This is a genomic window from Yoonia sp., from assembly GCF_017854415.1.
GTDB lineage: Bacteria > Pseudomonadota > Alphaproteobacteria > Rhodobacterales > Rhodobacteraceae > Yoonia.
Window position 1 is genome coordinate 14152 of sequence record NZ_JAFMHR010000017.1, and the last position, 17401, is coordinate 31552.

Below are 17401 nucleotides of genomic sequence, written 5' to 3' on the forward strand. Positions count from 1 at the left end.
ATGAAACGCGCACATATCACGAACGTTGCCTCTTTGGGGCACCTCCTGCGCGCGCGTCTACTCCTTAGCAGCCTCTGAGCGTGCCATTCGGCGCGACCGCTCAGAGGGGAACAGCGCCAAGATAAATGCTAAGGACCAAAGGAATACGGACATGACAAAAGAAAAAGTGTTGATTTTCGACACCACCTTGCGCGACGGGGAACAATCCCCGGGTGCGACAATGACCCACGACGAAAAGATCGAAATTGCTGAAATGCTGGATGAAATGGGCGTCGATATTATCGAAGCCGGTTTTCCCATTGCTTCCGAGGGCGATTTTAACGCGGTCAGCGCGATTGCGGCGCAGTCACAATCCGCGACGATCTGCGGATTGGCGCGTGCAAACTACAAGGACATCGACCGCTGCTGGGACGCTGTGAAGCACGCAAAATCACCGCGCATTCACACCTTTATCGGAACATCCGAACTGCACCGCGCCATTCCAAACCTGAACATGGATGAAATGGCCGAACGCATCCACGACACCGTGACCCATGCCCGCAACTTGTGCGACAACGTCCAATGGTCGCCGATGGATGCAACCCGCACCGAGGAAGACTATCTTTGCCGCGTTGTCGAAATCGCGATCAAGGCGGGAGCGACAACGATCAATATTCCCGACACCGTCGGCTATACTGCCCCCGTGGAAAGTGCCGAATTGATCCGTATGTTGATCAATAAAGTGCCAGGCGCTGACAGCATTATCTTTGCCACGCATTGCCACAACGACCTTGGCATGGCGACTGCGAACTCGCTTGCTGCTGTCGAAGGCGGCGCGCGGCAGATCGAATGTACGATCAACGGTCTGGGCGAACGTGCGGGAAACACAGCACTGGAAGAAGTCGTCATGGCCCTCAAAGTGCGCGGCGATATCATGCCGTATACAACAGGTATCGATACCCGAAAGATCATGAACATCTCGCGGCGTGTAGCGACTGTTTCGGGCTTCCCTGTGCAGTTCAACAAAGCCATCGTCGGCAAGAACGCATTCGCACACGAAAGCGGTATCCACCAAGACGGAATGCTGAAGAACAGCGAAACATTCGAGATCATGCGCCCCGAAGATGTGGGTTTGTCTGGCACTTCATTGCCGCTTGGAAAGCACTCCGGCAGGGCCGCCTTGCGCGCCAAATTATCCGAGATGGGCTATGATCTTGCCGACAATCAGTTGAAGGATGTGTTCGTCCGTTTCAAGGATTTGGCCGACCGCAAGAAGGAAGTCTTTGACGACGATCTGTTGGCATTGGTCACTCAGAACGACGCGGCTGATGACCGCCTTAAGCTGAAATCACTGCGTGTTGTCTGCGGCACCGAAGGCCCCCAGACGGCCGACATGGTGATGGAAGTTGATGGCACCGATATTGAGACATCAGCAACGGGTGACGGCCCTGTCGATGCAACATTCAACGCGGTCAAAGCGATCTTTGACCACGGTGCACGCTTGCAGCTTTATCAGGTAAGTGCGGTCACCGAAGGTACCGATGCGCAGGCTACAGTCTCTGTGCGGATGGAAGAAGACGGACGTATTGCGACTGGTCAATCGGCAGATACCGACACCGTTGTGGCAAGTGCCAAGGCCTATATCAATGCGTTGAACCGTCTGCTGGTGCGGCGCGAAAAATCGGCGCCTGGCTATGATGTGAAGGGTGTATCTTACAAAGATACCTGACCATTTAACCCGACTCGAAACATAGGGGCGGCCACGTGAAAGCGGGCTGCCCCATTTTTGTTGCGATGGGTGATGTGGGTAGCATGGCCACGTCGATATCACCAAAATATTCTAAATATGATATAAGTTGGCGATAGTTGCGGAAATTTGCCTCATAAAAGTTGAAAAAGTATAAGTAGCAAGATGCCGCCGCGTCGGGCGATTGAAGGGCTTCTATCCGCTCGCGCATCCCCTTATAAGCAATCCAACGCTTCACACCTGCGACTGTGTGGGGATTTGCACACTGGGTATGGGAAGGCCAACTTCATGGCAGGCTTCGGCGGATTATTTTCTTCGGATATGGCGATTGACCTGGGCACAGCGAACACGCTGGTCTACGTCAAAGGCAAAGGCATTGTTTTGTCGGAACCTTCAGTGGTGGCCTATCATGTGAAGGACGGCGTCAGGAAAGTTCTGGCCGTTGGCGAAGACGCGAAACTGATGTTGGGCCGTACACCGGGCAGCATCGAGGCGATCCGCCCAATGCGCGATGGCGTGATTGCAGACTTTGATACGGCCGAAGAAATGATCAAGCATTTCATCCGCAAAGTGCACCGCCGCTCAACATTTTCAAAGCCCAAGATCATCGTTTGCGTTCCACATGGCGCGACCCCCGTTGAAAAGCGCGCGATCCGCCAGTCCGTTCTGTCAGCAGGCGCACGCCGCGCTGGACTGATTGCCGAACCGATCGCGGCAGCGATTGGTGCGGGCATGCCAATCACCGACCCGACAGGCAACATGGTTGTCGACATCGGCGGCGGTACGACCGAAGTCGCCGTCCTTTCGCTGGGCGACATCGTCTATGCTCGTTCCGTCCGCGTCGGTGGTGACCGCATGGATGAGGCGATTATCAACTACTTGCGCCGTCAGCATAACCTGCTCATCGGTGAAAGCACCGCAGAGCGGATCAAGACGTCGATCGGAACGGCCCGCATGCCAGACGATGGCCGCGGCCAGACGATGCAAATTCGCGGCCGTGATCTGTTAAATGGCGTGCCGAAAGAAACCGAAATCACTCAGGCCCAAGTAGCCGAAGCGTTGGCTGAACCCGTGCAGCAGATTTGCGAAGCCGTGATGACCGCCTTGGAAGCCACTCCGCCAGACCTTGCTGCCGACATTGTTGATCGCGGTGTAATGCTAACCGGAGGTGGCGCATTGCTGGGTCAGCTTGATCTGGCGCTACGCGAACAGACCGGCCTTGCAGTTTCTGTCGCGGACGAGTCACTTAATTGTGTAGCTTTAGGCACCGGTCGCGCACTGGAATACGAAAAACAGCTGCGGCATGTGATAGACTACGACAGTTAACACAAATCGGGGGAACAGCCGCCCTTGGCACGCGATAAGCCCAACGAAGACTATATTGGTCCGATCCGCAGATTGCTGGTCGGGGTTTTGGTCTTGGCCTTGTTGGGTCTATTCCTGCTTTGGCGTATCGATAGCCCACGTGTTGAACGTTTTCGCGCAGCAGCGATTGATACGGTTGTTCCATCTTTCGATTGGGCGATGGCCCCGATCACCGGTGCCGCCAATCTAATTAGTGACTTTGAAAGCTACCAACAGTTGCGCTCCCAAAACCAAGACTTGCGCCGCGAGTTACAGCAGATGAAAGCCTGGAAAGAGGCCGCTTTGCAGTTGGAACAAGAAAACGCCAAGCTGTTGGACCTCAATAACGTCAGCCTTGATCCGCAACTCACCTTTGTCACTGGCGTGGTTATCACCGACAGTGGCTCTCCTTTTCGGCAATCGGTTTTGGTAAATGTCGGCGCACGCGATGGTATTTTGGATGGCTGGCCGACAATGGACGGGATCGGGCTTGTGGGCCGTATCGCTGGCGTCGGGAATGAAACAAGCCGTGTGATGCTCTTGACCGACACCTCAAGCCGGATTCCTGTAACGATCCAACCATCCGGGCAAAAGGCGATCCTTGCGGGCGACAATTCACTGAACCCACCGATCGAATTTTTGGGCGATACGGCCCTTGTCCGCCCGGGTGACCGCGTGGTGTCGTCTGGCGATGGCGGCGTCTTTCCTGCGGACTTGTTGGTTGGGCAAGTGGCCTTGGGGACGGACGAGCGCCTGCGCGTGCGCTTGGCTGCCGACTATCAACGTCTGGAATTCTTACGCGTCCTGCGGTCGCAACCGCATGAAGATATCCCAGACCCGAATGAACTTCTGACCCCCGAGGCGGAATTCTTCGGTCCTGCCGCCATCAATCCTGTGTCTTTGCAGTCTATCGAGGTGAGTGATGGCTGAAGGTGCAGACCGCAAAACATGGATCAATCGCGGCGTTTTCGCCCTTTTGGCCTTTGTGTTTATCGTCATAGACCTTGTGCCGCGTGACATGCGACCGCCGGTTTGGGCTGCGCCCGATCTGCTTTTGGCCGTGACATTGGCTTGGGTTGCGCGCAAGCCGTCCTACTTGCCGGTGCCAACTATCGCTATTTTCTTTTTGATGACGGATTTCTTATTTATGCGCCCGCCGGGACTGTGGGCTGCATTGGTTGTTATCTTGACCGAGGTGATCCGCCGCCAAAACCGCGACTTTCGCGATATGCCATTCTTGGTGGAATGGGGTACAATTGCAGTGGGTATTTGCGCGATCACCATCGTAAATCGATTGGTCATTGCAGTCGTGATGTTGCCCCAAGCGCCGCTCGGGCTTACCTTTCTTGAGATGATCGCAACGATTGCCATCTATCCGGTCGTTTTGGTTGTCGCGCATTTTGTGTTTGGTGTGACCCGCACCGCACCCGGCGAAGTTGGCAGCAAAGGACATTTGCTATGAAACGTCCCGCCAAGGATAACATCGAAAGCGTCCGCACGATTGGTCGCCGCGCCCTCGTTATTGGGGCGGCACAGCTTGGTGTTGTCGGTGTTTTGGGGTGGCGGCTTCGGTCTATGCAAGTCGAACAAGCTGACCAGTTTCGACTGCTGGCCGAAGAAAACCGCATCAACATTCGCCTTCTCGCACCCGAACGCGGCCTCATCTTTGATCGCAACGGCATCCCGATTGCAGACAATGAACAGAACTACCGTGTCGTCATGGTCCGCGAGGACGCCGGTGATGTCGGCGAAGTATTGGCCAAACTAACCGAGATCGTCGATATTGATCCCGATGACCTTGCCCGCGCGATGGAAGAAATGAAACGCCGCTCGCCATTTGTGCCAGTCACGATTGCAGATCGCCTGAGCTGGGAAGACGTGGCGCAGATCAACCTGAACACCCCCGCCCTGCCCGGCATTCAAGCCGAGGTTGGCCTGAGCCGCGTTTATCCATGGGGCGCTGATCTGGCGCATGTGGTCGGCTATGTCGGTCCAGTGAGCGACTATGACCTTAGTCGGATTGATGATCCTGATCCGTTGCTTCAAATTCCAAAATTCCAGATCGGCAAGACTGGCGCGGAAAACAAGCTGGAACAAACGCTGCGCGGCAGTGCGGGCAACCGCCGGATTGAAGTGAACGCCGCAGGCCGGATCATGCGCGAACTTGACCGAAAAGAGGGCGATCCGGGCAAAGATATCCAACTAACCCTCGATAGTCGTTTGCAAAGCTATACCCAAGCGCGGCTTGACGGCGAATCCTGTGGTGCCGTTGTGATCGATCTTGAGAATGGCGATTTGCGCGCCATTGCGTCGGCCCCTGCCTTTGATCCCAATCTTTTTGTACGCGGCATTTCGGTGCCTGACTGGACGGCACTGAACGAAGACAAATATCGCCCACTGGCTGCAAAGGCCGTGCAAGGCACCTATCCGCCTGGATCGACCTTTAAGATGGTCACTGTTATGGCCGCGATGGAGGCAGGCGTCGTTGCTGCAGATGAAACTGTCTACTGCCCCGGCTATACTGACGTGTTTAACATCCGCTTTCACTGTTGGAAGCGCGGCGGGCACGGCAATATCAACCTGCACGAAAGCCTCAAACAAAGCTGCGACTGTTATTATTATGAGATCGCCCAGCGCGTCGGAATCGACAAGATGGCCGAAATGGCCCGCAAGTTGGGTTTGGGTGTGCGTCATGATTTGCCATTGTCGGCAGTTGCCGAAGGTCTTGCACCGGACAAAGACTGGAAGTCGCGGGTGCGCGATGAGGACTGGCGTATTGGCGATACGGTCAATGCGTCTATTGGGCAAGGTTATGTTTTGACGTCACCGTTGCAGTTGGCGGTCATGACCGCCCGTATTGCCACTGGACGGGTCGTGACACCACGCTTGATCCGGCTAATCGACGGCGAAGCACAACCGTCCGGTTTGGGCGAAAGCCTTGGCATCAACGAAAACACACTGCGTCGCGTGCGCGCCTCGATGAATGATGTGTGTAATCACCGACGCGGCACGGCTTACCGGTCACGGATCACCGACGATGCGCACAAGATGGCAGGTAAGACCGGCACCAGTCAGGTGCGCCGCATTACGCCAGAAGAACGCGCCGCAGGTGTGACCAAAAACGAAGACCTGCCATGGGAACGCCGCGATCACGCATTATTCGTGGGCTACGCGCCTTACGACAATCCGCGTTATGCGGTGTCTGTCGTGGTCGAACATGGCGGCGGCGGATCGGCTGCCGCAGCACCGATTGCCCGCGATATCTTGCTGCAAGCTCAATACGGTGGCCCCCCTCCACTTGAGGCTTATCCATCTGATGTGCGTGACAAGATCGCAGAGCAACAGCGCCGGATCGAAGCCCGCATTCCACCGGGTGCCAAAGGTCGCAGCCGCGTATGAGCTATCTTGAGCACAACACCAAATTTGTCCCGACAGGGATCCGCAAGGTTCTGCACCTGAATTGGCCAATTATCATGCTGCTGGTTGCGGTTGCCTGTGCAGGTTTCGTGATGCTGTATTCAGTCGCTGGCGGGTCAACCACCCCGTGGGTCGAACCCCAGATGAAGCGTTTTGTCCTTGGGATGGTCTTGATGCTGGCCGTTGCGATGGTGCCGATCTGGTTTTGGCGAAATATGGCGTTTGTAGCTTATGCTGGATCAATCCTATTGCTGTTAGGGGTAGAGTTTTTCGGCGAAGTTCGTATGGGCGCGCAGCGTTGGATCGACCTTGGTTTTATGCGATTGCAGCCTTCAGAACTGACCAAAATTACGCTCGTGATGTTTTTGGCAGCCTACTATGACTGGCTACCCAACAAGAAGACTTCGCATCCTTTGTGGGTCATGCTGCCGGTTATTTTTATTCTTTTGCCGACAATGTTGGTTTTAAGCCAGCCGGACCTTGGCACCGCGCTTTTGTTGTTGATCGGCGGGGCTGCGATCATGTTCTTGGCTGGTGTGCATTGGGCTTATTTCGCGACAGTGGTGACCGCAGGTGTCGGCACGATTGTTGCCGTGTTCCAAAGCCGTGGCACGACGTGGCAGTTGCTCAAAGACTACCAATACCGCCGCATTGATACGTTTCTGGACCCTTCCAATGACCCGCTTGGTGCGGGCTATCACATCACGCAGGCCAAGATCGCGCTGGGGTCCGGCGGTTGGACGGGACGCGGTTTCATGCAAGGCACACAGTCGCGGCTGAACTTTCTACCTGAGAAACACACCGACTTTATCTTTACGACATTGGCAGAAGAGTTCGGCTTTGTTGGCGCGTTTACCCTGCTGATCCTGTATCTGCTGATCATCCTATTTTGCGTCATTTCCGCGTTGGGCAATCGCGACCGTTTCGCTTCACTGCTCACCCTTGGCATCGCAATGACGTTTTTCCTTTTCTTCGCTGTCAATATGGCGATGGTCACGGGCCTTGCCCCTGTTGTTGGTGTTCCTTTGCCGCTGGTCAGTTATGGCGGCTCTGCGATGCTTGTTCTTTTGGTTGCCTTTGGTCTGGTCCAAAGCGCGCATGTACATAGGCCTAGATAATGCTCAACGTTCTGTTTTCCGCACGTCCCGATGCTTGGGATGAATATGAAGGGCCGCTGAACGCTGCTTTCGAACAAGCCGGTTTGCAGGTGAAGCTAGCGCGCGAACATGCACCCGAGGATGTCGACTATATCGTTTTTGCCCCCACTGGTCCGGTCCGCGATTTCGCCCCTTACACAAAAACCAAAGCAGTGATGAGCCTCTGGGCAGGTGTTGAAACCGTCGTAGACAACCCGACTTTGACCCAACCACTGTGCCGTTTGGTCGATCACAGCCTAACCAATGGTATGATCGAATGGGTCACGGGTCACACCTTGCGTCATCACCTTGGCATGGACACCCACATCACCAAACAAGACGGCGTTTGGCGCGACGACAGCTTTCCACCAGTGGCGGCCCAGCGCCCTGTCACGATCCTTGGCATTGGTGCTTTGGGTGCGGCCTGTGGGCAAGCGCTACACCAACTTGGGTTTCCCGTGACAGGTTGGAGCCGCGCCACCAAAGACATCCCCAACATACGCTGTCTGCACGGTGATGACGGTCTTATGCAGGCACTGACGGACGCGCAGATTGTTATTCTGCTGTTGCCACAAACACCGCAAACCGAAAACATGCTGAATGCCGAAACACTGGCCTTAATGGCGCGTGGTGCGTTTGTGATCAATCCGGGCCGCGGGCCATTGATTGATGATGATGCTCTTGTTGCCGCACTTGATAGCGGTCAAATCGCACATGCAACGCTGGACGTATTCCGCACCGAACCCCTGCCCCAGAACCACCCGTTCTGGGCGCATCCGCAAGTCACGGTCACACCCCATATCGCTTCGACAACGCGGCCTGAAACCGCCGCGAGCGTGATCGCCGACAACATCGCACGCGGCGAGGCTGGAAAGCCATTTCACTATCTCGTTGATCGGAGTTTGGGTTACTAACGCAGCTTTGGCGGATTAGCCGGATCCATCCCCGGCGCGCCTGGTGCTTGTGCTGTATGCGTTTCTGGCAGATCGAAACGTAGCCCGACCTTAGCCAGATAGGCCGCAAACGGGTCGCTTGCTTTGACGAACAGCACATCCATCACCCCTGCCTCGATCCCTGAAAAGGTCAGCGCTTCGCTGGCAGCTGATGCAAGCGCGTTTTCGGAACCTTCAACGGCATCCACAAATGCCAACACATGCCCGCGCGATCCATCTTCGTAGGTGGCCGCCGCAAGATACGCAGATCGCGCAAGCCCAGCCGCGATAGCCAGCTTGCGATCCAGTCCTGTAATTACGGCTTCTGGCAGTCCGACGGGGGGGGACACCTCGCGAATGCGCGCCTCTGTTTCGGACGGCGCATTCGACAGCGTTTGCACCAACCAATCGACAGCTTCGGCAGGGATCAGCATCGCGGAAGGTGCCACCTCAAGGTTTAACGCAAGACCGATCCCTTGGCCGTGCAGCATTTCTGCTAATGCACGGCCTGATAGCCCCGCATAAGGCACCACGCGTCCGGCAAACTGCGACAAGCGTTCTTGGCGGTCAAAAACAAGGCTAAAGCGCTGGTCTTCGATTTCGAACAACTCTGGGGAAACCTGATCGCCTGCGGCCTCTTCGCCCAACAACATAAACAGTTCGGTATCAGCCAGACGTTCGTAAAACCGCAAACGCGCGTTATCATCTTCGGGGGCGGCTTCCATCAGGGCGTGGGCTTCATCAAGGTCGGTCATCGCAAAACATCTTTCACTTGGGCGCGCAGGTCTGGCAGTAATTCATCTGCAAACCACGGGTTCTTCTTTAACCATCCGGTATTGCGCCACGACGGATGAGGCAAGGGGTAGACACGTGGTGCATAGTCGCGCCAGCCTTGAACCGTAGCCGTGACACCGGTTTTTGCGCCCAGATGATATCGCTGCGCATAATCACCAACGATGACCGTCAAAGGCACGTCGCCCAACTGCTGCATCACGCGGTCATGCCAAGTCGCGCCGCAAACTTTGGGCGGAGCCAAATCTGCGCCCTTTGCATCATACCCCGGAAAACAAAACGCCATTGGCACAATCGCAATCTTTGCGCGGTCATAGAATGCGCCTGACCCAATACCCAGCCAATCGCGCAGCCGATCCCCGGAGCGGTCGTCAAAGGGTTTACCGGACGCGTGAACGCGCATGCCGGGTGCTTGGCCTGCGATCAAAATGCGGGGTCTTTCAGTAAACCAAACAACCGGTCGTGGGCGATGGCGTGTGTGTGACGCAGCAAAGCGTTCCGCGCAAATACGGCAATTTTCGATCTCTTCGCGCAGGGTCACGTCACGTAAACCATTTCAGTTGCCCCATTCGTCAATGCTCGTTTCGAGTAAAGATAGCATAGCTGCAGTGTGACAGGTACGTCCTACAAGATGGACTTTTGCAACGTTCACGCGATTGTCGCTATAATCATGCCGCAATATCACGGTATGGACCATAAAGAAGGGATGTTAAGACATTCCTGCTATATGACTAGTCTCGTAAGTCGTGCACAAAAATAGGGTCAAAATGCTGGAGTTCTCTTCGGTCAGCAAATCGTTCTGGACGGGCACCCAGCGCAAGGTCATTCTTGACCGTGCGTCTTTTCGGGTGAAGCTCGGGACGTCCTTAGGCATTTTAGCGCCCAATGGCACTGGCAAGACGACCCTGATCAACATGATGGCGGGCTTGGAAAAACCTGACGAAGGAACAATTACGCGCACATGCCGTGTGTCTTTTCCTTTGGGGTTCACCGGCGGAATTAACGCAAAGTTATCGGCGATGGAAAATAGCCGCTACATTGCGCGGCTTTACGGTCTTGATCCTGATTATGTCGAAGCGTTTTGCCGGTGGTTGTGTCGTTTAGAAGAATACTTTGATCAACCTGTCGGCGTTTATTCATCAGGGATGAAGTCGCGATTCACATTCGCGCTGATGCTTGCCCTCGATTCCGATATTTATCTTATTGACGAAGGCATGCCCGCGTCTGCGGATGTCGAATTCAACCGCCGCGCGGGCGAAATTTTGCGCGAACGTTTGGAAAAGGCGACTGTTGTGATTGTGTCCCATCAACCCGCCACGTTAGAGCGGATTGCAAAGACGGCCGCAGTCCTCAAGAATGGGCAGCTACATATGTTCGACAGATTAGAGGAGGCGCGCGCACTTTATGACTACCAAACCCACGATTAAACGTTTTCACGTCCGCCGCCGTGCACCTGACGACGCCCCCACAGCGGATGCGGCGGCTCCTGCCCCTGACGCACCCAAAGCACCGACGCATGCCGAACAAATCGACGCTATAAGCAAAGAAGGACTGACAGCACGTCAATTGCGTCTGGCCCGTCGGGTCGCGGTCAAGAACGGCATCGAGGCCTCATCGGATTATGACGCTGTGCGCCAATTGCGTGCGGCAGACATCGACCCGTTTCAACGCAGTTCTGTTGTGGATTTGGTCAACCCAAACAAGGGTAAGGCATCTGGCAAAAAGATGCGAATTCAGCTGCCTGACACGACCGAAAGTACGTTTAAGCTGCCCGCGCAGACAAGCGCCAGCGCGAGCGAGCGTAATGCTTCGGAAATTCGCCAGATCCAGCTTGATATCGCACGGCGCAGACAGCGCAAGCTCGCGCTATTGTTCACGCGATTGGCCGTCTTTATCTTTTTGCCAACCTTTATGGTCGGGTGGTATTTCTACAATTTGGCGACGCCAATGTACGCCACAAACGCTGAAATCGTGATCCAGCAGGCGCAACCCCAAGGCGGCGGTGCCGCTGGTTTGGCCACGATGTTCCAAGGCACTTCAATGGCGACGCAACAAGACAGCATCGCCGTGCAATCCTACTTGGCGTCACGCGAAGCGATGCTGCGGCTAGATGCTGATCATGGCTTCAAAGACCACTTTAGCGACCCATCAATAGACGCTTTGCAACGTCTTCCCCAAAACGCCACTAACGAAGACGCATTTGGCGTATTCGCGGATCACGTGCGCATCAGTTACGACCCTACAGAGGGGCTCATCCGGATGGAGGTGATCGCCCCTGATCCGCAAAAGAGCTATGAATTCTCGCAAGCCCTGATCGGGTATGCCGAAGAACAAGTCGATCAACTGACAAGCCGACTGCGCGCAGATCAGATGTCAGGTGCGCAAGCCAGCTATGAGGACGCAGAGGCGCGACGGGCAGAGGCCCTTGCCACGTGGCTGTCTATCCAGGAAAACGTACGCCAAATTGATCCTGGCAGCGAATCTTCGGCGCGGATGGCGCAAATCAACGGACTTGAAAGCGAACGCCAGCGCCTTGATCTCGTGTTGCAGTCACGCCTGAATGTTGATCGCCCAAGCGCGGTACAGGTCGAATCTTTGCGCGCCCAGATCAACAACATCAATGACCTTATTTCGGATCTGCGCGATCAATTGACTGGCGGCGCCGGTGATCAGACTTCGTTGGCAGCCCGTAACACAGAACTGCGCACCGCAGAAGAAAACTATAGTTTTCAAACTGTCATGGTGCAGCAGGCCCTCACCCAAATGGAAACTGCCCGCATTGAAGCAAACCGGCAAGTCCGCTATCTGTCGCAAAGTGTGCGGCCGGTGATCCCCGATGCAGCAGCGTATCCGCGCGCATTTGAAAACACGATTTTGGCCTTTATCATATTCGCAGGTATCTACCTGATGATTTCATTGACGGCTTCAATCCTTCGCGAACAGGTAAGCTCTTGATGCATGAATTTAATATCGGCGCTCTGACCGTCAGCAACGATCTTCCGCTTTTGGTGATCGCGGGACCTTGCCAACTTGAAGGCATCGACCATGCTCAGATGATCGCCGGAAAAATGGCCGAAGTCTGCGCCGCCCACGGCGCGCAATTTGTTTTCAAAGGGTCTTATGACAAGGCCAACCGCACGTCACTAGGCGGCAAACGCGGCCTTGGCATGGACGAAGGGCTGAAGGTCATGCAATCCGTCAAAGACAGCATCGGCTGCCCTGTCCTGACGGACATCCACGCGCCAGAGCATTGCGCGACCGTTGCAGCCACCTGCGACATTATGCAAATCCCTGCTTTCCTGTGCCGCCAGACGGACTTGTTGCTGGCGGCGGGCGAAACTGGCGCGGTTATCAACGTCAAAAAGGGTCAGTTTTTGGCCCCATGGGACATGCCCAATGTCGTCGCAAAGATTGAAAGCACTGGCAACAAGCGCATCATGCTAACAGAGCGCGGGTCTTCGTTTGGCTATAACACATTGGTCGCCGACATGCGGTCGCTGCCCACAATGGCCAAGACCGGATATCCAGTGGTCATGGACGCGACCCATTCGGTCCAGCAACCCGGCGGTATGGGCGGTTCATCAGGTGGGCAACGCGAGTTTGCCCCTGTGATGGCGCGCGCAGCTGTGTCGTTGGGCATTGCGGCCGTCTTTATTGAAACACATGAAGACCCCGACAACGCCCCCTCTGACGGGCCCAATATGATCCCATTGGATCAAATGGACGCCGTCATCAAAAGCCTGATGGGTTTTGATCGTTTGGCAAAGGCCGACCCGCTGCGGGTGTGACAGACTGATTTGACCTGCTATGGATGACGGATTGCTTTGTGGATGATTGCCATGCGTCTTTTGCTTACCCTGATTCTGTTTCTCGCTTACGCCTTGCCCAGCATTGCGCAAGAGGCCTCTGGCCCGATCACGACCGATAATTCCGCGCAACAGGACGCCGCGATCGCCATCCGCATACGCGAAATCCTGACTGAGCTGGAAATTTACGAAGACGTAACCGTCACCGTGAACGAAGGTGTGGTTACATTGCGAGGGACAACAACGTCCAGCCTTGATGCCACTTTGCTTGACCCGCTTGCGGCGCGTGTCGAAGGCGTGGTCGCGGTCCGCAATCAAGTCACCGAAACGACTGACCTGGTGCGCAGGCTTGACCCGGCAATGGACCGTTTTCGGGCACGCGTTGATCAGGCTATCGTCTTTTTACCGCTGGCGTTGGTGGCTGCAGTCATCTTCGGCCTGGTCGTGATTGCAGGCTTTGCTATTGCAAGGCTGCGTCAACCTTGGGAACGTCTGGCCCCCAATGCCTTTGTCGCTGACATATACCGCCAGCTTTTGAGAATCAGTTTCGTTATTCTGGGCATCATCATTGCTCTGGATATCATGAACGCCACTGCACTGCTCAGCACGATCTTGGGCGCAGCGGGCATTATTGGTCTGGCTTTAGGTTTTGCCGTGCGTGACACCGTGGAGAACTTTATCGCCTCTGTAATGCTTTCGTTCCGGCAGCCGTTCCGCCCCAATGACACGGTCGAGATCAACGGTGACGTCGGCAAGGTCATCCGTTTGACAAGCCGCGCGACGATTCTTTTGTCGTTTGATGGCAATCACATCCGCATTCCCAACGCCGTCGTTTTCAAGAGCCGGATCATCAATTACACAAAGAACGCAGAACGGCGCTTTATGTTTTCGATCATGGTCGAACGCGATGCCGACTTACAAGAAACCCGTAATTTAGTCGCGCAAACCGTGCAAAACTTACCTTTTGTTCTGACGGAACCGGCGGCTCAAATCTGGATCGAAGCACTGAGCCCCACTGGCATTGAACTGGTCATCACAGGTTGGGTTGATCAAAACGAAACCTCAATCGTGCTGGCCAAGGGCGAAGCTATTCGCCAAGTGAAGCTGGCGATTCAAGCCGCAGGCATTGTAATTCCCGATGCAACACAGGCGATCGAGATCAAACGCGAGAGGATCGAAAAGCCGATCGAGCTTCGCGAAAGTACCCTAGTCGGGGAAGTTAACGCGACTGATGATGCATATCTGGAACGGATTGTGGACGCAGAACGCGGCCTAGAAAGCACCGAAGATTTGTTGCGCGAAGAGAGCCTGAAGGAATAGGCGCATTTCTTTGCAAACAGGGCTTGAACAGCCGCTCCCTTCGCAGTATTCACCCCCACGCTGATGGGGTGTAGCCAAGCGGTAAGGCAATGCTTTTTGGTAGCATGTACCGTAGGTTCGAATCCTACCACCCCAGCCAGCCATTCCTCCGATTTAAAGCCGCGAGAGCCTTCCGCCCTTTTGTGGCGCGTTTATGGGCCCTTATTACGGGCGGTTTCCGACAGAGACGCGAACGTGAGCACAAAACTGGCTAATTCTGGCCCGCAGTCTCTGTTTGCGATTTCGGCGGTACGCGTTTGGTGGAGTGTTGGAGGTGCTATCTTACAGCCGGGCGAACTGCGCGCGCTGTTCAGACCAGACTGCGGGGACACCTGACTTGATCAGGTAGTCAGAGGTCAGGCCATCAGACTGTTCTCCCACTGCAATCGCATCAAGGAGGTCCGGCGCGAGCAAGGCGAGATCGATGACATCTTGCACCCGGCGCTTTGAGGTGCCTTCGGCTTGCGCGATCTCTGCAAAAGTCTTTCCATCAATAATCATCACCATCCAGCGTTGGGCTTTCACGATGTTCTGTACGAGTGTCCGATCGACCTCCCGCGGCGCATCACCCAGATGCAGCTTCAACTCAACGCCGCGCCTGCGCATCCTGAAGGGAGTTTCGAGGATCAGCGCTGTCGGATTAATGCGATCCGGTTTGTACGCAAGCAAGCTTGCTACTTCCTCTTGGCGCAAGTGAACAGTTAGTGTGCCCGGACAGATATCAGCGCGGTCAATCAATGCCAGGCATTGCTTTGTTTGTTTGGCGGTCTCCAGTTTTGCCAATGTTGCCATTGTTTCTGACGCCGGCAGATCACAGACGAGCCACGCCGCAATATCGTGGCGCTTCAGCCGCTCTCTGACCAAATCAACAATCAGCCCTTCCAGTTGTTCGGCCGGTAGACGCCAGGCGTCCGGATGCTTCCGGCTCCGGTCTTTCACCAGCCTGTGCGAGATATAGTAACGCAGGCGTTTGCCATTCTTCTTGCTGTGGCTCGGCGTCAACCGGTCACCGGTCTCATCGAAGAGCTTGCCGGCCAAAAGTGACCGCGTGGCTTTGCCTATCATCCCGCGGGCCTTTGCTGCCCCGTCTATTAGCATCTGCTGCACCTGTTCCCAAACCGCAGGTTCGATGATCGCCGGATGCTGCCCTTCATAGACCTGCACCTTGTGCCGGATGCGTCCCGCATAGATAGGGTTGGTCAGGATGTGATGGATGTGGCCTCGGTCGAAAGGCTGCCCGCCGGATACGCGCCCTGCCCCGCGAACCCGCCGTCGTGACTTGAGGCCCAATTCCTCTGCGCGCTCTTTCACCGCTCGGATCACGCCATGCTCCATATAGAGATCGTAGAGCGCCCTGATTGTCTTCGCTTCGCCTTGATCAATCTTCAGCGTTCGGCCATCCGCCTGATAGCCCAATGGGACATTGCCACCCATCCAGAGCCCCTTGCGCTTGGAGGCTGCAATCTTGTCCCTGATGCGTTCCGCTGTGACTTCACGCTCAAACTGGGCAAAGCTCAGAAGCACATTCAGCGTGAGCCGCCCCATGCTGGTGGCTGTATTGAAGCTCTGGGTCACAGAAACGAACGATGCATCGGCGTGATCCAGTCTATCCACGAGCTTGGCAAAGTCTGCAAGTGACCGGGTCAGCCGGTCGATCTTGTAAACAACGATCTGATCGACACGCTTTTCATCCACCGCCTGCATGAGCCGCCGCAGTGACGGGCGCTTCAGATGCCCACCAGAGATCCCGCCATCATCGTAGTGCTCTGGCAGCAACTCCCAGCCTTCATGCTTCTGGCTGGCAATATAGGCCTCACAGGCCTCCCGCTGCGCATCGAGCGAGTTGAAGTCCTGATCCAGACCCTCTTCAGAGCTCTTGCGGGTATAGATGGCGCAGCGGATCCGGCGCATCATTGCACTCCAAAGAAGCGCGGCCCAGACCAGTGCGCGCCTGTAATGTGCTTGGCAACGGCTGACAGAGACCGCCAGGTCTTGCCGTCCATCACATAGCCCCTGTCCGTCACTTCGACCTGATACGTTCGACCGTTCCATTCGCGGACCAAATGGGAACCTGGCTTGGCCATGGTTGACCCTGTTTTGCCGGATGCGATTTGTTTCAGGCGGCTTGTAGTTTTGGCCGAGACGCCGCCCACCCCCCTGCTCTGCTTTTCCCATATCAGGACGCGCTGCATAAACTGCACGGAGAGGTATTTGGGTGGCGGGCGGCCGAAGACCTCGCGCCAGCGTTCCAGGCATTCGGCGCGATCGAGAGTATCGATTGTTCCAATCTGTCCAGCCAGCTTATTGCATTTGCCGTCCATCACGCATCCTCACCCCGATCAGCAATCCGGTAGACAGATCCCTTTTCTGTCGCGATGCGTTCGACACGGCTTCCTGCTTTCCGAAGCGCCGAAATCGCCGCGCGCGCTGTGTGGGGCTTCCAGACGAATGCCTTCTGGATCTGGGTGATCGTTGCGCCAGATTTACGGCTTAGCAGCCTGCGCAGCTGTTCATGTCGAGTCTGAGGCCTGCGCGCTGTCTGCGCATTCTTGCGCGCCAAGGTTTTTCCGGGTTTTTCGGGCATACGTATTCTCCACTCTCCAGGCGGCGACTGATCCGGCGCCTTGTACCGAGTGGAGCCCGGAAATTACCGGGCGTGATGACTGCTTCATCAGTACGGCTCCACGGTGCTCGGAAGTCCAGTCCAAACAACGCAGACAACATGAGCAGCAGCCTTGTTGGTTGGGTGTTTTGGGCAGAGAGCCTATATTCGCTGCAACCCCAACATTGCCGGGAGCCAACGTCCATATCAGACATTAGCGTGTTAGAATTTTCTAGGCTCAGGACCCATTAATTGCCTTGATGCTGGTTTGTCGTCATGATTCACGA

The 17401-nt window shown here is 55.6% G+C and carries 16 protein-coding genes and 1 tRNA gene; 12 read left to right on the forward strand and 5 right to left on the reverse strand.

Annotation, left to right across the window (positions count from 1 at the left end):
- Window positions 1–151: 151 nt before the first annotated feature.
- From QZ197_RS03575 to QZ197_RS03605, 7 genes are all read left to right on the forward strand, one after another.
- Window positions 152–1708, forward strand: a complete 1557-nt coding sequence (locus tag QZ197_RS03575; RefSeq protein WP_296430134.1) for a 2-isopropylmalate synthase — start codon at window positions 152–154, stop codon at window positions 1706–1708.
- 306 nt (window positions 1709–2014) lie between these two features.
- The gene (locus tag QZ197_RS03580; protein ID WP_296430136.1) at window positions 2015–3052 is read left to right on the forward strand and encodes a rod shape-determining protein; all 1038 of its coding nucleotides are present in this window, start codon (window positions 2015–2017) and stop codon (window positions 3050–3052) included.
- Window positions 3053–3076: 24 nt separating this feature from the next.
- Window positions 3077–4000 carry a rod shape-determining protein MreC gene (mreC, locus tag QZ197_RS03585; protein WP_296430139.1) on the forward strand — a complete coding sequence of 308 codons (924 nt, stop codon included), beginning with the start codon at window positions 3077–3079 and terminating at the stop codon, window positions 3998–4000.
- Window positions 3993–4532 carry a rod shape-determining protein MreD gene (locus tag QZ197_RS03590; RefSeq protein ID WP_296430141.1) on the forward strand — a complete coding sequence of 180 codons (540 nt, stop codon included), beginning with the start codon at window positions 3993–3995 and terminating at the stop codon, window positions 4530–4532. The genes mreC and QZ197_RS03590 overlap by 8 nt, the downstream gene beginning before the upstream one ends.
- Window positions 4529–6469 (forward strand): penicillin-binding protein 2, encoded by a 1941-nt coding sequence (mrdA, locus tag QZ197_RS03595; RefSeq protein ID WP_296430143.1) that lies wholly within the window; start codon window positions 4529–4531, stop codon window positions 6467–6469. The genes QZ197_RS03590 and mrdA overlap by 4 nt, the downstream gene beginning before the upstream one ends.
- Window positions 6466–7605 carry a rod shape-determining protein RodA gene (rodA, locus tag QZ197_RS03600; protein WP_296430147.1) on the forward strand — a complete coding sequence of 380 codons (1140 nt, stop codon included), beginning with the start codon at window positions 6466–6468 and terminating at the stop codon, window positions 7603–7605. Before mrdA ends, rodA begins: the two co-directional genes overlap by 4 nt.
- Window positions 7605–8537: a glyoxylate/hydroxypyruvate reductase A gene (locus QZ197_RS03605; RefSeq protein WP_296430150.1), complete on the forward strand. Its 933-nt coding sequence runs from the start codon at window positions 7605–7607 to the stop codon at window positions 8535–8537. The genes rodA and QZ197_RS03605 overlap by 1 nt, the downstream gene beginning before the upstream one ends.
- On the opposite strand, the gene QZ197_RS03610 is transcribed toward QZ197_RS03605, so the two are convergent.
- Both QZ197_RS03610 and QZ197_RS03615 read right to left on the reverse strand, forming a co-directional pair.
- Window positions 8534–9310: an SseB family protein gene (locus QZ197_RS03610; protein ID WP_296430151.1), complete on the reverse strand. Its 777-nt coding sequence runs from the start codon at window positions 9308–9310 to the stop codon at window positions 8534–8536. The genes QZ197_RS03605 and QZ197_RS03610 overlap by 4 nt on opposite strands.
- On the reverse strand, window positions 9307–9888 hold the full coding sequence (locus tag QZ197_RS03615; RefSeq protein ID WP_296430153.1) for a uracil-DNA glycosylase family protein: 582 nt from the start codon (window positions 9886–9888) through the stop codon (window positions 9307–9309). Before QZ197_RS03615 ends, QZ197_RS03610 begins: the two co-directional genes overlap by 4 nt.
- A gap of 226 nt (window positions 9889–10114) precedes the next feature.
- On the opposite strand from QZ197_RS03615, the gene QZ197_RS03620 reads away from it, so the two are divergent.
- The 5 genes from QZ197_RS03620 to QZ197_RS03640 all read left to right on the forward strand — a co-directional run bounded on the left by QZ197_RS03620 (window position 10115) and on the right by QZ197_RS03640 (window position 14612).
- Window positions 10115–10774 carry an ATP-binding cassette domain-containing protein gene (locus tag QZ197_RS03620; RefSeq protein WP_296430158.1) on the forward strand — a complete coding sequence of 220 codons (660 nt, stop codon included), beginning with the start codon at window positions 10115–10117 and terminating at the stop codon, window positions 10772–10774.
- Window positions 10752–12302, forward strand: coding sequence for a capsule biosynthesis protein (locus QZ197_RS03625; protein WP_296430161.1), 1551 nt, complete (start codon window positions 10752–10754; stop codon window positions 12300–12302). Before QZ197_RS03620 ends, QZ197_RS03625 begins: the two co-directional genes overlap by 23 nt.
- Window positions 12302–13135 (forward strand): 3-deoxy-8-phosphooctulonate synthase, encoded by an 834-nt coding sequence (gene kdsA, locus QZ197_RS03630; protein WP_296430178.1) that lies wholly within the window; start codon window positions 12302–12304, stop codon window positions 13133–13135. Before QZ197_RS03625 ends, kdsA begins: the two co-directional genes overlap by 1 nt.
- A gap of 51 nt (window positions 13136–13186) precedes the next feature.
- Complete coding sequence (locus QZ197_RS03635; protein ID WP_296430165.1) at window positions 13187–14473, forward strand: mechanosensitive ion channel domain-containing protein; 1287 nt, start codon at window positions 13187–13189, stop codon at window positions 14471–14473.
- A 64-nt stretch (window positions 14474–14537) separates the two neighbouring features.
- A tRNA-Gln gene (locus QZ197_RS03640) sits at window positions 14538–14612 on the forward strand.
- 182 nt (window positions 14613–14794) lie between these two features.
- On the opposite strand, the gene QZ197_RS03645 is transcribed toward QZ197_RS03640, so the two are convergent.
- The 3 genes from QZ197_RS03645 to QZ197_RS03655 are packed head-to-tail and all read right to left on the reverse strand — an operon-like array spanning window position 14795 to window position 17096.
- Window positions 14795–16423 carry a recombinase family protein gene (locus QZ197_RS03645; RefSeq protein WP_296430168.1) on the reverse strand — a complete coding sequence of 543 codons (1629 nt, stop codon included), beginning with the start codon at window positions 16421–16423 and terminating at the stop codon, window positions 14795–14797.
- Window positions 16423–16833, reverse strand: coding sequence for a DUF2924 domain-containing protein (locus QZ197_RS03650; RefSeq protein ID WP_296430171.1), 411 nt, complete (start codon window positions 16831–16833; stop codon window positions 16423–16425). Before QZ197_RS03650 ends, QZ197_RS03645 begins: the two co-directional genes overlap by 1 nt.
- On the reverse strand, window positions 16833–17096 hold the full coding sequence (locus QZ197_RS03655) for a DUF3489 domain-containing protein (protein ID WP_296430173.1): 264 nt from the start codon (window positions 17094–17096) through the stop codon (window positions 16833–16835). Before QZ197_RS03655 ends, QZ197_RS03650 begins: the two co-directional genes overlap by 1 nt.
- Window positions 17097–17401: the final 305 nt, after the last annotated feature.

Bases quoted from the DNA above. Each gene is read 5' to 3' on its own strand.
- QZ197_RS03575 (WP_296430134.1), top strand. From the start codon at position 152: ATGACAAAAGAAAAAGTGTTGATTTTCGACACCACCTTGCGCGACGGG.
- QZ197_RS03580 (WP_296430136.1), top strand. From the start codon at position 2,015: ATGGCAGGCTTCGGCGGATTATTTTCTTCGGATATGGCGATTGACCTG.
- QZ197_RS03590 (WP_296430141.1), top strand. From the start codon at position 3,993: ATGGCTGAAGGTGCAGACCGCAAAACATGGATCAATCGCGGCGTTTTC.
- mrdA (WP_296430143.1), top strand. From the start codon at position 4,529: ATGAAACGTCCCGCCAAGGATAACATCGAAAGCGTCCGCACGATTGGT.
- rodA (WP_296430147.1), top strand. From the start codon at position 6,466: ATGAGCTATCTTGAGCACAACACCAAATTTGTCCCGACAGGGATCCGC.
- QZ197_RS03605 (WP_296430150.1), top strand. From the start codon at position 7,605: ATGCTCAACGTTCTGTTTTCCGCACGTCCCGATGCTTGGGATGAATAT.
- QZ197_RS03610 (WP_296430151.1), bottom strand. From the start codon at position 9,310: ATGACCGACCTTGATGAAGCCCACGCCCTGATGGAAGCCGCCCCCGAA.
- QZ197_RS03620 (WP_296430158.1), top strand. From the start codon at position 10,115: ATGCTGGAGTTCTCTTCGGTCAGCAAATCGTTCTGGACGGGCACCCAG.
- QZ197_RS03625 (WP_296430161.1), top strand. From the start codon at position 10,752: ATGACTACCAAACCCACGATTAAACGTTTTCACGTCCGCCGCCGTGCA.
- kdsA (WP_296430178.1), top strand. From the start codon at position 12,302: ATGCATGAATTTAATATCGGCGCTCTGACCGTCAGCAACGATCTTCCG.
- QZ197_RS03635 (WP_296430165.1), top strand. From the start codon at position 13,187: ATGCGTCTTTTGCTTACCCTGATTCTGTTTCTCGCTTACGCCTTGCCC.
- QZ197_RS03645 (WP_296430168.1), bottom strand. From the start codon at position 16,423: ATGCGCCGGATCCGCTGCGCCATCTATACCCGCAAGAGCTCTGAAGAG.
- QZ197_RS03650 (WP_296430171.1), bottom strand. From the start codon at position 16,833: ATGGACGGCAAATGCAATAAGCTGGCTGGACAGATTGGAACAATCGAT.
- QZ197_RS03655 (WP_296430173.1), bottom strand. From the start codon at position 17,096: ATGCCCGAAAAACCCGGAAAAACCTTGGCGCGCAAGAATGCGCAGACA.